This window comes from Pontibacter ruber (assembly GCF_023630205.1).
GTDB lineage: Bacteria > Bacteroidota > Bacteroidia > Cytophagales > Hymenobacteraceae > Pontibacter > Pontibacter ruber.
This window is the reverse complement of sequence record NZ_JALPRR010000002.1, coordinates 96,693-110,893: the sequence shown is the minus strand read 5'-3', so window position 1 is coordinate 110,893 and position 14,201 is coordinate 96,693. Positions and strand designations below refer to the sequence as shown.

At 51.3% G+C, this 14,201-nt stretch carries 15 protein-coding genes; 4 read left to right on the top strand and 11 right to left on the bottom strand.

Going from position 1 to position 14,201, the window contains the following annotated elements:
• Nucleotides 1-14: 14 nt before the first annotated feature.
• The 5 genes from MJ611_RS07335 to MJ611_RS07315 form a co-directional block, all read right to left on the bottom strand.
• Nucleotides 15-626 carry a TIGR04282 family arsenosugar biosynthesis glycosyltransferase gene (locus tag MJ611_RS07335; protein ID WP_250428991.1) on the bottom strand — a complete coding sequence of 204 codons (612 nt, stop codon included), beginning with the start codon at nucleotides 624-626 and terminating at the stop codon, nucleotides 15-17.
• Nucleotides 619-1,131 carry a rhodanese-like domain-containing protein gene (locus MJ611_RS07330; RefSeq protein WP_250428989.1) on the bottom strand — a complete coding sequence of 171 codons (513 nt, stop codon included), beginning with the start codon at nucleotides 1,129-1,131 and terminating at the stop codon, nucleotides 619-621. The genes MJ611_RS07335 and MJ611_RS07330 overlap by 8 nt, the downstream gene beginning before the upstream one ends.
• Before the next feature lie 52 nt (nucleotides 1,132-1,183).
• Entirely contained in the window at nucleotides 1,184-1,531 is a 348-nt protein-coding gene (locus tag MJ611_RS07325; RefSeq protein ID WP_250428988.1) for a DUF6970 domain-containing protein, read from the bottom strand.
• Between the two features lie 448 nt (nucleotides 1,532-1,979).
• Complete coding sequence (arsS, locus tag MJ611_RS07320; protein WP_250428986.1) at nucleotides 1,980-3,044, bottom strand: arsenosugar biosynthesis radical SAM (seleno)protein ArsS; 1,065 nt, start codon at nucleotides 3,042-3,044, stop codon at nucleotides 1,980-1,982.
• Nucleotides 3,045-3,047: 3 nt separating this feature from the next.
• Complete coding sequence (locus tag MJ611_RS07315; protein WP_250428985.1) at nucleotides 3,048-3,383, bottom strand: arsenosugar biosynthesis-associated peroxidase-like protein; 336 nt, start codon at nucleotides 3,381-3,383, stop codon at nucleotides 3,048-3,050.
• Between the two features lie 233 nt (nucleotides 3,384-3,616).
• On the opposite strand from MJ611_RS07315, the gene MJ611_RS07310 reads away from it, so the two are divergent.
• Nucleotides 3,617-4,981 (top strand): NAD-dependent succinate-semialdehyde dehydrogenase, encoded by a 1,365-nt coding sequence (locus tag MJ611_RS07310; protein ID WP_250428983.1) that lies wholly within the window; start codon nucleotides 3,617-3,619, stop codon nucleotides 4,979-4,981.
• A gap of 199 nt (nucleotides 4,982-5,180) precedes the next feature.
• Here MJ611_RS07310 and MJ611_RS07305 read toward each other — a convergent pair whose 3' ends face one another.
• From MJ611_RS07305 to MJ611_RS07285, 5 genes are all read right to left on the bottom strand, one after another.
• Nucleotides 5,181-5,945, bottom strand: a complete 765-nt coding sequence (locus MJ611_RS07305; protein WP_250428981.1) for a YdcF family protein — start codon at nucleotides 5,943-5,945, stop codon at nucleotides 5,181-5,183.
• A 167-nt stretch (nucleotides 5,946-6,112) separates the two neighbouring features.
• The gene (locus MJ611_RS07300; RefSeq protein ID WP_250428980.1) at nucleotides 6,113-6,334 is read right to left on the bottom strand and encodes a DUF2905 domain-containing protein; all 222 of its coding nucleotides are present in this window, start codon (nucleotides 6,332-6,334) and stop codon (nucleotides 6,113-6,115) included.
• A 41-nt stretch (nucleotides 6,335-6,375) separates the two neighbouring features.
• Nucleotides 6,376-6,987 (bottom strand): hypothetical protein, encoded by a 612-nt coding sequence (locus MJ611_RS07295; RefSeq protein WP_250428978.1) that lies wholly within the window; start codon nucleotides 6,985-6,987, stop codon nucleotides 6,376-6,378.
• Nucleotides 6,988-7,815, bottom strand: a complete 828-nt coding sequence (locus MJ611_RS07290) for a metallophosphoesterase family protein (protein WP_250428977.1) — start codon at nucleotides 7,813-7,815, stop codon at nucleotides 6,988-6,990.
• A 135-nt stretch (nucleotides 7,816-7,950) separates the two neighbouring features.
• Nucleotides 7,951-8,823: a glycosyltransferase family protein gene (locus MJ611_RS07285; RefSeq protein ID WP_250428975.1), complete on the bottom strand. Its 873-nt coding sequence runs from the start codon at nucleotides 8,821-8,823 to the stop codon at nucleotides 7,951-7,953.
• Nucleotides 8,824-8,957: 134 nt separating this feature from the next.
• Between MJ611_RS07285 and MJ611_RS07280 the strand changes: the two genes are divergently transcribed.
• Entirely contained in the window at nucleotides 8,958-11,402 is a 2,445-nt protein-coding gene (locus tag MJ611_RS07280; protein WP_250428973.1) for a type IA DNA topoisomerase, read from the top strand.
• A 61-nt stretch (nucleotides 11,403-11,463) separates the two neighbouring features.
• On the opposite strand, the gene MJ611_RS07275 is transcribed toward MJ611_RS07280, so the two are convergent.
• Nucleotides 11,464-11,865 carry a hypothetical protein gene (locus tag MJ611_RS07275; protein ID WP_250428971.1) on the bottom strand — a complete coding sequence of 134 codons (402 nt, stop codon included), beginning with the start codon at nucleotides 11,863-11,865 and terminating at the stop codon, nucleotides 11,464-11,466.
• Between the two features lie 493 nt (nucleotides 11,866-12,358).
• On the opposite strand from MJ611_RS07275, the gene MJ611_RS07270 reads away from it, so the two are divergent.
• A complete protein-coding gene (locus MJ611_RS07270) occupies nucleotides 12,359-13,222 on the top strand; it encodes an SWFGD domain-containing protein (protein ID WP_250428969.1) in 864 nt (287 codons plus the stop codon).
• 239 nt (nucleotides 13,223-13,461) lie between these two features.
• Entirely contained in the window at nucleotides 13,462-14,079 is a 618-nt protein-coding gene (locus MJ611_RS07265) for a porin family protein (RefSeq protein WP_250428967.1), read from the top strand.
• The last annotated feature ends 122 nt before the right edge of the window (nucleotides 14,080-14,201 follow it).

Below are 14,201 nucleotides of genomic sequence, written 5' to 3'. Positions count from 1 at the left end.
TACAAATAAACGAATCAGCTGTTGGAGCCCAGCCACTGGTCCGGCTCTTCCAGGTCTTCGAGGTGGTCTACATCCTGCAGGCTGGGCAGCAACGTGTGCGACAGGTGCAGGCGTTCGATGTCGTAGAGCGTATCCGGGAATACATGCTCGGTGCTCCAGCGTTTGTTCTGGAACAGCTCCGGGTGCGGGTGGTTCATGCCCAGCAGGTAGTAGCCCCCGTCCAGGGCTGGCCCGATTACCACCTCATGTGTCTGCAGTTCCTGAAGGGCTTTTTCGATGATCTCCTGCGTCAGCTGCTGGCAATCGCTCCCGATGATCACGACGGAAGTATAGCCTGCGGCAAAAGCCTCGGAGAAGGCAGCAGCCATCTTCTCGCCCAGGTCTCCGGCTGGCTGCACCTTTTTCTGGTAGTGCTGGCCGGGCCACATGTCCTGTTCTTCTATCTTATCAGAATAGTACACCACTTTATCTACAGCCAGGTTCTGGGTAACGGTACGGGTATGCTGCAGCAGGTGCAGGTATATCTCCAGCGCAACTTCAGGGCCAACAGATGCTGCCAGGCGGGTTTTTACTTTGCCCAGCTCCGGGTTGCGCACAAACAACATCAACAGGTTTTTGCTACTCATATACTTTCTCTCCTTTCTGTAGCCACACCCCCCAGCTTCGGGAATAGGCATGTACTTTGTCTGTCTTGCCCCGATTGTTGTACACCGGGTTTCCCTGGTTCACCCACTCAAACAGGCCGCCGTACAGGTTGTGTACATTGGTGTAACCAGCTTTGAGCAGTTGCTCCCCTACCCGCTCGCTCCGATAGCCAACCGAGCAGTATACTACCACTGGCGTATGCTTTGGTACGTCTTTCAGTTGCGAAGGCTTAAACGTGTCGTAATCCGCAAAGCGGGCTCCTGCAATGTGGCTGACTTTATACTCTGCTTCGGAGCGGGCATCGATCAGAACAGGTGCTTTTTTCTGCTGCAGCTGTTGGTTCAGCTGCTGCACACTCACCGTAGGCACCGATTCTTTGTACAGCCCGCGTAGCATCAGTGCATAGGCCTGGTCTGTTGTCTGTCCGCAGGCGTTCAGCAACAGGCCCGTGCAGAGCATCACGATCAAGCAGATTGTTTTCTTCATATCCACGGTCCTACCAAGGTTTGATTGTGCACTCCAAGTTTTGTGGCGTGCTTTATTCTTTGATTCCAATTATCCCGATGTACCGGGCACTTTTGTAAAACTCCCTGCATTCGCTGTCCTCTCCGTTTTCACACAGCTTGTTTCCATCACAGTCTGTCGGATAGCTTACCATATCGGCACAATGGTTACCCAGCAGGTAATATTGTTTGTTTTTGTACTCATACAAGCTCAGAAAAGATTTACAGCCTATTTCTTCTCCCCGGTACCTGACCATGTTGTTTTGTGCAAGGTACTGGTCGGTACAATCTCTGATGCAGCTTATGTCCTCTTCTTCATCGCATCCACTGGATAAGAATGCAAAGAGGATTAGAATGAACGATGGCAGGGCTGTGTATCTCATGTTTTTTTAGATGGTTTATACTGTGACCCGGAAATACACGGCACGGTTGCATTTGCTGTCAGACGTCTTTTCGGTAAACCCAAAGTAAAAACACACCCTACTCCTCTCAAGAGGGGAATTGGCTTTTACTATTCTTGATGTTATACTTCCATCGTTCTCACCATGGCGCGAGCGTCCTCGCTCGTGACTAGCTATGGTGTGGGCCTCTGGCCCGGTTGAGTCAGAGACTCAAGCTTGTTGTTAGGTCACGAATCTGAGATTCGCGCCAGGGTTCTAGAACTAAAAGACTGAGCCAAGAGGGAGCTTCCGCATGTTGCAAGTATAAAATTCATAGTTGCTGCTATCCAACCACCCCTACCCCCTCAGAGCTACGCTCGCTACCTTCGAACTCGCGTTCTCGGTAGTCTAAGGAGGGGAACATTACTGGTTGTTGCTATACTTCAAAGATTCAACCTGCCGTTTCGCCGCCGCAACTGGAGCCTGCGCCTGCCGTGCACCCGTAGCAATGCTGGTTCAGCACGATGTTGCGGGCATCCAGCTGCGCCAGGTTAAAGTCGCGGATATGCTGCGGTGCACCCGGCTCCACGCCAAGCTCTAGCATCTGATTAAAATCGCAGTCGTAGAGGTAACCATCCCATCCAACCGAGATGGTATTGCGGCACATCACGTTAGCGGCTGCTGCCGGGTTAAAGGCGCTGATTAGTTTCTCCATGTAGCTTTCGTAGTTGCCGCTTTCTACCAGGTAATCGAGGTAACGGCTCACGGGCAGGTTAGTGATGCAAAACAGGTTGTTGAACTCGATGCTGTAGCCGCTGCGCAGCCTGCGCTTGAACTCCGCCTCCAGCGATTTCTGGCTGGCCGGCAGAAAAGCCCCCGATGGGTTGTAGACCAGGTCCAGCTTCAGTCCGCTTCCCTCCTTGCCATAACCTACTTCATTGAGCAACTGCAATGCTTTTATTGATTTCTCGAACACGCCTTCGCCGCGCTGGGCATCGGTGCGGGAGGCCTGAAAGTATGGCAATGACGATACGACCTGCACCCAGTTTTCTTTAAAAAATAAGGGCAGGTCATGGTACTTCTTGTTGGCAAGTATGATCGTGAGGTTGCAGCGCACGATCACCTGCCGGTTCAGCTTCGAGAGCTCCTCCACAAACCAACGGAAATCCGGGTTCATTTCCGGGGCACCGCCGGTAATGTCCACGGTGGTGAGCTGCGGGGCCTGCGCCAGAACATCTAGGCAAAGCTGCAAGGTATCGCGCGTCATAATTTCTTTGCGGTCGGGGCCGGCATCTACGTGGCAGTGGCGGCAGGTCTGGTTGCACATCTTGCCTACATTTACCTGCAGAATGGTAGTGCCTACCGGCCGTAGCGGGAACAGCCCGTGCTGCTGCAGGCGCTCCGAAAACAACGGAAACGGCTCCCCATGCAAGGGCTGCTGCAGCACATCCAGCTGAAAAGCCGGGTTGGCAAACTGGTGATGCTGTGCTTTAAGCGATTTGGTTGCAAACGCCATACGCTACATCGACAGTTCTTTGATCTTGTTCATCATCTGTACACCGTGCACCAGGGCTGCGCCGCCTTTTATAGCAGCTGCCACATGCACAGCTTCCATCATCTGGTTTTCGTCAGCGCCTTTTTCCAGGCAGCCGGAAGTATAGGCATCGATGCAATAAGGGCACTGCACGGCATGTGATACGGCCAGCGCGATCAGGGCTTTTTCGCGCTCGGTCAGGGCACCTTCTTTGAAAACTTCGTTATAATAATCGAAAAACTTGCGCCCCATTTCAGGCTGTAACTCGGTAATATTTCCAAACTTCTTCAGATCGGCAGGATTATAATAAGTGCTTTCCATTTATAAGTGGTAAGTATGATAAGTATAAAAATTAGCAAGGCCAGTGCCCGAACAAAAGAACAGCCCAGTGCCGGCATTGTTCTGATAATACGCAGGCGCGGCACACCTACGGCAATTTAGCAATATTTACCGCTACCGGAAGCCAAAGTATAAGATATCGCTTTCTGCTCCATGTACTCGCCCGCAATAAGGAGCCTTCCGTATATTTACACCAAACCTATTGAACAGAACGCATGGCTATACAAACCCTGAACCCCGCAACAAACGAAGTAATCGAGACCTTTCAGGCATTATCTGCCGGAGAAGTGAACCGGAAACTGGAAGCTGCCCAGGAGGCTTTTCAGAGCTGGAAGAAAACCGGTTTTGAAGAGCGTGCCCGCTACATGAACAAGTGCGCCGACCTGCTGGAACAGGATGCGGAAAAGTATGGCCGGATCATTACACTGGAAATGGGCAAGCCCCTGAAAGCTGCGATTGGGGAGGTAAGAAAGTGCGCGAGTGCCTGCCGTTACTATGCCGAAAATGCAGCCGACTTCCTGAAAGACGAAGAAATCGAAACGAGTGCTTCGCGCAGCCTGATCTCCTATGAGCCGTTGGGTGTGGTACTCGCCGTAATGCCCTGGAACTTCCCTTTCTGGCAGGTATTCCGGTTTGCTGCTCCGGCACTAATGGCAGGCAATGTAGGGGTGCTGAAGCATGCGTCTAACGTACCGCAATGCGCGCTGGCCATTGAAGAAGTGATACGAGAAGCCGGTTTCCCTGAAAACGTGTTCCAGTCGCTGCTGGTAGAGTCGAAGGATGTGGATGCCATAATCGAGAATGATATTGTAAAAGCGGTTACGCTGACAGGAAGTGAAATGGCAGGATCAAAAGTGGCTGAAAAAGCCGGCCAGCAGATCAAAAAAACGGTGCTGGAATTGGGTGGCAGCGATCCCTTTATCGTGCTGGAAGATGCCGACCTGGAGCAGGCGTCATCTATAGCGGTGCAGTCGCGGATGGTAAATACCGGGCAGAGCTGCATTGCCGCCAAGCGCTTTATTGTGGTGGAAAGTATAGCCAACGATTTCCTGAAGCAAATGAAGCAGAAAATGGCTGCCCTTAAAACCGGTAACCCGCTGGAGGAAGAATGCGACTACGGCCCGCTTGCCCGCGTAGACCTGGCCGAAGAACTGGAAAAACAGGTACAGGAAACCATTGAAAAAGGCGCCGAAGTGGTGCTGGAAGGTGGCCGCTCCGACAAGAACAGCGCCTATTTCAAGCCGATGATCCTCAAGAACGTAAAGCCCGGCACTCCTGCTTATGAAGACGAAATGTTCGGACCGGTTGCCAGCGTAATGATCGTAAAAGACGAGCAGGAAGCGATCAACCTTGCCAACGACCACCGCTACGGCCTGGCCGGCTCTGTCTGGACGAAAGACAAGGAACGCGGCCTGAAAGTAGCCCGCCAGGTAGAATCAGGCGCTGTTTTCGTGAACGCGCTGGTGGCATCTTCACCTGAAATGCCTTTTGGCGGCATCAAGAAATCTGGATACGGCCGCGAGCTGTCTTACATCGGCATCCGGGAGTTTGTGAATCAGAAGAGTATCTGGGTTGGGTAAGATAAATTGTTGATTGGCTGAATTGTTTAATTGTTGATTGTTAACCCACCCCTTCCCCTCCCAAGAGGGGAATTCCTGTCCGCCGTTGTTGGTGTTATCACCAACAATTTATACTTCAGCGGCCGTCGAGCTTGCTGGTGAAAACACGCAGCAAGGGCAAGGAAGACAACAAACAACAAGCAATCAACAATTTAACAATTTAACAATACCCTATCAGCTTGTACGTCACGTAACCGGCTATTTCGTGAATGAGCAGGTGCCAGTTGGAAAAGGCATAGGCACTGGGAATGAAGAGTTCATCGGGGGTGTAGCGAGGTACGTTGGAGTAGAAATCTGTACTAAAGGAAGTGGCTTTTATGCCGGCCTTGCTGAAACAGGCAGCTGCCCTGCGCATGTGGAAGGCGGACGTAACCAAGAGCAGTCGCTGCAGATCCGGGTGTTGTTTCAGAAGTATGGCTGTGTTCTGCGCATTCTGGTAGGTGTTCTGGCTCCGTGATTCCGTGATAATATCCTGCGCCGGCACACCTGCCTGCATCAGCAGCGTCTTGATCTGCACTGCCTCCGGCACTTCTTTTCGCAGCAATTTGCTTGTGCCGCCTGTTACGATAAACTTTTTGATCTTACCTAACCGGTACAGCATCAGCGGGTGCAGAAAACGGTCTGACCCTTTGTAGGTATGGATCCGGTCGGGGATGTGCTCCTTTGTGCCCGTTACGCCCGTCAGAATAATGGCCGCATCATACTCCCCAAGCGTTGCAACCGGAACAGCGTCCACTTCCCAGGTGCGCCAGGCCAGGTTCGCCAGAAATGGATTGGTAAGCAACAACAGCAACCCTATACCTGCTGCCAGGCACCCTCTTTTTACCCGCTCCGACTTCAAAAACAAGCCCAGCAGCAAAAGGAGCACGATCCAGAGCAGGGGCGCCAGCAACAGGTGAAGCGTTTTGGAAAGTATAAAGAACATGTGCGCAGATCAGAAAAACAGCCACAGCAACAGGAAGACCAGCCCCATCGTCAGGAAGGCTATGATGTCTTTGTGCAGCTTGATTTTCGGCATAAAGGTTGGTGGCTTATACCCGGGCAAGTTAGCAAAGTATGGTCAATGCCGAAAGTATAAAGTATAACCTGTGCTTAAAAGAAACGGCGGAATACCCACAACAACAGCGAAAGCAGGAGGCTGAGCAGGATCATGGTGGTGATGGGCATGTAGAAACGAAAGTTCCTGCGCTCCACCCGGATATCGCCGGGCAGGTTGCCGAACCAGTTCAGTTTGTCGCCTGCCAGCCATACGATCAGCCCAATCACAACAACGATCACCCCGATGATAACAATATACTTTCCAAGTGGCTGCATCTGCTTGTTTGTTTAACGTTCTGCAAAATATAAAACCATCCTTAAAAGGCCACACGTGTTCCTACCGAAAAGTTGATGATATCCCAGGGGCCGAGGGTTTTGTCTTTTACGGCCGAGGTAACGATGAGGTCGTAGGTGCCGGCTTCGGTATAAAGGCTCACTTCCTTTATTTTGCTGTTGCGGATGCTACGGTTAATGCCAAGGCCCAGGCTGCCCGTCATGCGCAGACTGCTCACCCACCAGTAGTAGGCATCGGGGTAATCTTTGCTCCACTTAGTAGATACCTGGTCGCGGAAATAGTAGCTGACACCAAGCCCAAAGCGCAACGGCGTCAGGCTATACTTATCGTCCAGAGGTATTTTTTTGAAGGGCTTGTAAATGCCCCGCAGCGTGAGGATGTGCAGCATTTCCTGGGCATCGAGCTTCGGCACCGCGCCGTACACCAGGTCGGTATTGATCTTATCTTTGGCAAAACTATAGCTGGCGCCACCCGAAAACATACCAATGTTACCGGCAAACTGCAGCACCAGGCCATCCGGCGCATACCATTTTCGAGGGTTACCGGCAGTTGTATCTGTAGGTGCCTGGGCATGTGTACCGCCGGCAAAGCCAGCCAGGCACAACAGGGTCAGGAGCAATCGTATCGTTTTCATTTAGGGATTCTGGATCTGTACGCGTTCAAAACTTACTTTATCCGGCGTTACGGTAAACACCACGTATTCCAGCTTCTCGGTGGAGCCGGCCTCCATGTAAGGCACCTTGTTGTCCGAGGCAAAGTACTGGCTATACTTGTGGCTGTGCCCGTGCAGCGAAAAATCGACGTTGTACTGGCTCAGCAGCGACTCGTAAATCTTTGCCTTTTCCGGTCCGAACTCAGGACTACGCGGCGCAATGTGCGAAAGCACAAACACCTGGTTATACTTCTCGGTGCCCTTCAGCTCGTTCTCCAGCCAAACCAAGTCCGGTACCTGCTTGTCAAACTCAAGGTGGTTGGTGTTTAAAAGTATAAACTTCTTGTTGGCCACCTCAAAGCTGATATCAAACTTGCCGTACATGGCCTGGAAAACTTCTTTGCCGTTGTTCACGGCATCATGGTTGCCCACCACCGCCACGTACGGCATTTTGAGCTTTTTGAACTCGTCGTTCACCAGCGTAAATTCCTTTACCAGGCCAAAGTCGGTGACATCGCCGCCCAGCAGCAGGAAATCGGCGTTGGCGTGGTGCTGGTTGATGTGGTTTACCAGAATCTCATTCTCTTCATAAAAGCCCTGGGAGTCGGCGGTAAGTATAAATCGAAGCGTGTCGGAAGGGGAAATCTGGAGCGCCTGTATCTTTTCAATGTTGCGCTGGTTGATGTTCTTTTCGTCGCTGTCGAGGCGTACCTCGTACGGGCTGTACTCAAATTTTTCGCAGCCCTGCAGCAACAGCGTTAGCGGCAGCATAAGTATGCCCAGCCAGCGCAGGTATAAAGTATGGTTCATGACATAGGTTCGTTACTGTAGTATTTTACCTGCTATACCAACAGCACTTGCACTATGTTTCAATGTGGCCTTTGCAGGATGTGTTAGAAAAAGGCCGGCTATACTTTACCTACTGGCTTACAAGCAAGTATAAACCTATACAATTTTATAGTTGCGGTACTCTCCTATGCGGTAGCCGGTCAACTTCTCCACTAACATTTTAACCTTATCCTTAAAGCGATACTGGTTGCGGCTCAGGTCGTGGGTGAACTTCCAGTTGGTGCGCGCAATGCGTTCCTGCATCACTTTCGGGTGTGTGCCTTTAAACAGCCCCAATGCATCGATACCGGAATAATCAAACTCCTCGGCCTTGGCAATGTGCTGCTCCATCCATTCATCGGAGTGCCATAGTTTACCGAAACTTTCCTGCTTCCCCTGCATGGCTTTGGGATCTTTCACCCAGCCGTAGTGGTAAATCTCAGCGTCTATCAGCTTGACGTTCAGCTTCTGGTTATCGCCTTTGCGGAAGCCCTGCGCGTCGCGGTAAGAGTAGATGTCTTTGCGGTTGCGCACCACCCGTATCTCGCGGCGGTACCAACGCAGAGATTCGCCCACGTAGTCATAAGAGCCATAAAAGTGCTTGTAACCAAACAGCAGCCCGTCAACCCTCGGATCGTCCTTATACTTCTCCATCGCCTCGCGTACCGCAGCATGGTATTGCTCGTGCAGCACTTCATCGCCTTGTATGTAAAAGGCCCAGTCCGAGTCCGGTGAAATGGCAGCAAAAGCCTTATCGGTTTCCAAGGCCAGCACACGGCCACCTTCACGCAGGCTGTCGTCCCACACGGTTTCGATGATGCGGATCTTCGGGGAATTTATACTTTGGATGAGTCCCAATGTATCGTCTTCGGATTTGCCCACGGCCACCACCACTTCGTCGCATATCGGAAGTATCGACTCAATGGCCTCTACAACAGGATAATCATACTTGATTGCATTCCGGACAAAGGTAAATCCGCTTACTTTCATGGTGGCTGCTGGTTTTGATTCCGGCGGCAAGTTATGCATTTCCGGCCATACGCACGTATGCGGTTTTGGCTCGGATTTCCGGCGTAAAAACCGTAAATTTGACTTCTGTAGTAAACCCTAACATACTTATTCGCTTGAAAGTCTGTATTGCTGAAAAACCAAGTGTAGCCCGCGAAATAGCCACCGTGCTGGGTGCCAAAACCCGTAAAGACGGCTATTACGAGGGCAACGGCTACCAGGTAACCTGGACCTTCGGGCATTTCTGCACCCTGCGTGAGCCAGATGACTACCGCCCCGAGTGGAAGCGCTGGAGCCTCTACGACCTGCCCATGCTGCCCGAGCGTTATGGCATCAAGCTCATGAACGACAGCGGCGTGCAAAAGCAGTTCAAGATCATCAAGCAGCTGCTCGACAATGCAGAAGAGGTGATCAACTGCGGTGACGCCGGCCAGGAAGGGGAAGTGATCCAGCGCTGGGTACTGACCGAGGCCAAGTATAAAAAACCGTTTAAGCGCCTCTGGATCTCCTCGCTGACCGAAGACGCCATCCGTCAGGGTTTTGCCCGGCTGCGCGAAGGCTCTGAGTTTGACCTGCTCTACCAGGCTGGCAAAAGCCGCGCCATCGGCGACTGGCTGCTCGGTCTGAATGCTACGCGTTTGTTCACGCTGAAGTATGCCAACGGCAGCCGCCAGACACTTTCCATTGGTCGGGTGCAGACGCCGACGCTGGCCATGCTGGTGAACCGCCACCACGAGATCGCCAATTTTGTGCCGCAGCCATACTGGGAGCTCAAAACCATTTACCGCGACACGACTTTTTCCAGCACCAACGGCCGTTTTCAGAAAGAGGAAGAAGCACAGAAGATACTCGAGGCCATCCAGCAAGCTGAGCTCACCATTACAGATGTTGAGACAAAGAAAGGCACCGAAACACCGCCTAAGCTTTTCGACCTGACCTCGCTGCAGATCGAGTGCAACAACAAGCTGGGCCTCTCCGCCGACGAAACCCTCAAAACTGTGCAGAGCTTGTACGAGAAAAAGGTAGTGTCGTACCCGCGTGTGGATACCGTGTTCCTGCCTGACGATATTTACCCGCAGATACCGGGCATCCTGCAGGGGCTGGGCAACTACAGCCAGGAAGTGGCGCCGCTGCTGCAAAGCAAGATCCGCAAGAGCAAAAAAGTATTCAACAACAATAAAGTTACCGACCACCACGCCATCATCCCGACCGGGGCAAACGCCAGCGGTTTGTACGGCCGTGAGGGCGATGTATACGACATCATCACCCGCCGCTTTATTGCCGCCTTTTACCCTGACTGTATCGTGAGCAACACCACGGTTACGGCGGAGTCGGCTGGTTATACGTTCAGGGTGCGTGGCAAGCAGATACTGGAGCCGGGCTGGCGCGTGCTCTACGGTGCCGAAGACATCAAGCCGGAACCGACCGGCAACCCAGGCGAGAACAAAGAGGAAGAAGAAACCGCTGGTATACTTCCCAACTTTGTGATCGGCGAGCACGGGCCACACGCGCCGCTGCTGGACAAGAAGATGACCAACCCACCCAAGGAATACACCGAAGCCACACTGCTGCGGGCCATGGAAACCGCCGGTCGCCAGGTAGAAGACGAAGAGCTGAAAGATGCCCTAAAAGAGAACGGCATCGGCCGCCCTTCTACCCGCGCTGCCATCATCGAGACCCTGTTCAAGCGACAGTACATCCGCAAGGAAAAGAAAAAGATCATCCCCACCCAAATGGGCATTGACCTGATTGGCGTGATCCGGAACCAGACGCTGAAATCGGCGGAGATGACGGGCCAGTGGGAACGCAAGCTGCGCCAGATCGAAGGCGGCGCTTTTAAAGCAGAGGCATTCTTGCAGGAACTTCAGCAGTTTGTGATAGACCTGGTGCAGGAAGTAAAGTACGACAGCGCCACGGTTACCCTGGAAGCGCCTGCCGCCGCCGAGCCTGCTGCTAAAGCCAGCAAACCCAAAGCTGCCAAAGCCGAAAAACCGGCGGCTCCTGCCACTGCAGGACTTGGCTCCTGCCCTGCCTGCAAAGAAGGCCATATAGTAAAAGGCTCCAAAGCCTACGGCTGTATCCGCTTTAAAGAGGGCTGTCGCTTCCTCATCCCGATCGAGCAGCACGGCAAGCCGCTGACTGAAAAGCAGGTAACCACCCTGCTCAGCAAAGGCAAAACCGGCGTGATAAAAGGCCTGAAAACAGAGGCAGGCGAAAGCTTCGATGCTACCCTGAAGCTGGATGCAGCGCACCAGGTAGTGCTGGAGAAAGCAGAAAAGGCTCCCGCTGCCGATCCGTTTGCCCAATGCCCGCGCTGCAAGCAGGGCAAATTGCTGAAAGGCAAAACCGCTTACGGCTGCAGCCGCTTCCGTGAGGGTTGCGAGTTCAAGGTTCCCTTCGAAATGGGTGGCAAACAGATCTCCGAAAAGCAGATCAGCACCTTACTACTGAAAGGCAAAACACCGAAAATAAAAGGCTTCACTTCCGCCAAAACCGGCAACACCTTCGATGCCGCCCTCATCATAAACGAACAGGGGCAGATCGTCTACCAGTTCGATTAAAAAGCAAAAGGGCAACTATAAAACTATAGTTGCCCTTCTTTTATACTTTCTTACAACAGGTTTACTTCACCACAAACTGCACTTGTTTGGTAGAGAAGTTCGTACGCTTGTCGGTTACGTTTACTGTCAGGTTGTAGGTACCGGCTACATAGCTGGCCGCTGTCAAAATCGTATCCAGTTCCACCACACTCTTTTCAGTTGGCAGATGAAACCGGGTGAGTTCGGTTTCGCTGTTTGCACTTTTTATGATCACTTCCAGGTCTTTCACCTCGTCTTTGTCGACGATGCTCAAGATCAGGGGCACTCCCTGCGCTTTGGTAAAAGACTGGTTGCTCATAGGAGCTTTGATCACCAGGTCAGGCTTCGACCCGTCAGGCTGAAGACTTCCTCCCTCAAATAGATCTTCACAGGCTGTCAGCGAAAGCATAGCAAATGCCGAAGCCAGTACTGCTTTAAATTTCATACTATTGATTATTGACTAAAGTTGATTTCACACACGCACCAGGTGGGTCAACAGCAGCAATATCCTTCTTATGTGAAATCTTACATTTGAGCCTGCCACAGCCAACACCATCGTTTCTGTCTCTTATAAATAACGAGGCAACGTATACTTCTCGTATAAAACAGGAAGCAAAGTCATTAAAACATCTGCCTTTCCAACTGAGTTCAAACCAGCTGCATAAAATTTTAGACATCAGTTTGTGGTAATCCCGAACGGGTTCAGAGCGCTTCCATTTTCATCTTTTTTTAGGAGGATCCTGCAACGGGCAAATTATACCTCGGATAGCAGCTAAAATAGTATGATTCAAATGATAACAACAAAACACATGCACCTGATACAGGCTGTGTTGGATAACTTTAAGCCCCTGCTCTCGTAAAAAGTGAAGGCAGGATTGCAAAATCTTGTGGCTCTTTATTGAGTAAAAAATTTAAGTACAACCAAAAACTACAATGCTATGAGAAGCTATGAAAACTCGGGTTATAACCCGTACAATGACAATTACCGATCAGAGACCAGAAGCTCCGGTCGTAACTATTATTCATCCGACGATTACGGCTTAGGCAGCAGTTCAGGCAGCTCACGTGGCTCTTACAGCAACAGAGCAGGTGGCTTCGGATCTGCCCGCGACACGTATTCAGATACCGGTCACGGACATACTTCTACCTATGGCAGATCAGCTGGCTCAGGATCATCTGACTATGGCTCCCATTCTGGCTGGACAGGCTCCAGATGGGATAGAGACCGCCACAGTGGCCGTGATACCTGGGACCGTGCCGGCGACGAGGTAAAATCCTGGTTCGGTGACGATGACGCAGAACGCCGCAGAAGAAGAGACGAAAGGCAAGACAGAAGAGAAGAAAGAAGAGACGAAATACGTAACCGCATCAGCGACCGCTGGGACAACAGAGACGAAAGAAGAGACGAAATACGTAACCGCATCAGTGACCGCTGGGACAACAGAGACGAAAGAAGAGACGAAATACGTAACCGCATCAGCGACCGCTGGGGCAACAGCGGCAGCGGCTCATACGGCTTGAGTACTTATGGCACTGGCTACACTACCAGCGGTGGCTACGGTAGTAGCACCGACTACGACAGAGACAGACATGACAGAGGCTTCTTTGAGCGTGCCGGAGATGAGGTAAAATCCTGGTTCGGTGACGAAGAAGCAGAACGCAGAAGAAGAATGGATGAGATGCGCGATCGTGACAACGACTATAACCGTTACGGCAGCTCCTCTTCTTCTTACAGCAGCGGCACCTATAGCGGACCTCCATACTCCTATGGTTCTTCTTCAAGAAGAGACTATGAATGGTAAACACACCCGTTAGCCCTTCTGTGTTTCTAAACAGAAGCTACGGATTTTCTTAAATAGAATAGTGGATGTGATTCCACAGAAAAAGCCTCTCTGTTTTAGCAGAGAGGCTTTTTGCATTTAGCTGACATTCAGCCTTGAAGGTTGTTATACCACAGGAAAGTATAATTTGGGTTAGTTCGGGAAGTATCTTTTAGCTTACTTTGATCGTTTCAAGTGCAATTTACATATCACTACTTACCATGAAAAAACTTATCCTATTAGTTAGTTTCGCTTTGATAGCCAGCGTCGGATCTGCCCAGCAACTGGGTATCAAGGCCGGTGCAACCTATGCTAGCTTTAAAGGCGATGATGCAAAAAATTTTAATTACCGTTTTGGCTATACAGCAGGCCTGATGCTGCAACAACACATTACTGAGATCATCGGTGTGCAGGTAGAGGCACTTTATACTTCTAAAGGCGCTGTGCTCGAGTACCAGGCAAGCGGTAACAACATCGAAGACAAGTACAGGTTAAACTATGTAGATGTGCCGGTACTGCTCCACCTCTCGCAGGGCGGTTTGTTCATTGACCTTGGCCCGCAGGTTTCGTTTATTGCCAAAGCACGCCGCATCACCGATACAACGCCAAACAACAGCAGCACCACTGTTACTGTAAAAAGAGAGATCACCGATGACCCCTACCAGATCGATTTGGGTTATGCAGCAGGTCTTGGATTCCGCGCCACCAATGGCCTGGGCCTGGAACTACGATATAACGGCGGCCTTAAAAAGATTGGCGATGAAAATACCCTGGAAAACCGCCAGGTACGCAATTCTACTTTCTATTTGATGGCAAGCTACCTGTTGGGTGGCCGTTAATAGTAAAAGACCTTTATTGAAAAAGCTCCGCCGTAAGCGGAGCTTTTTTATTGCCCTTACAAGTATAAAGCATACACCACCGGCAAAATAAAGAAGCCCCTGCAAGAGCAGGGGCTTCAGCC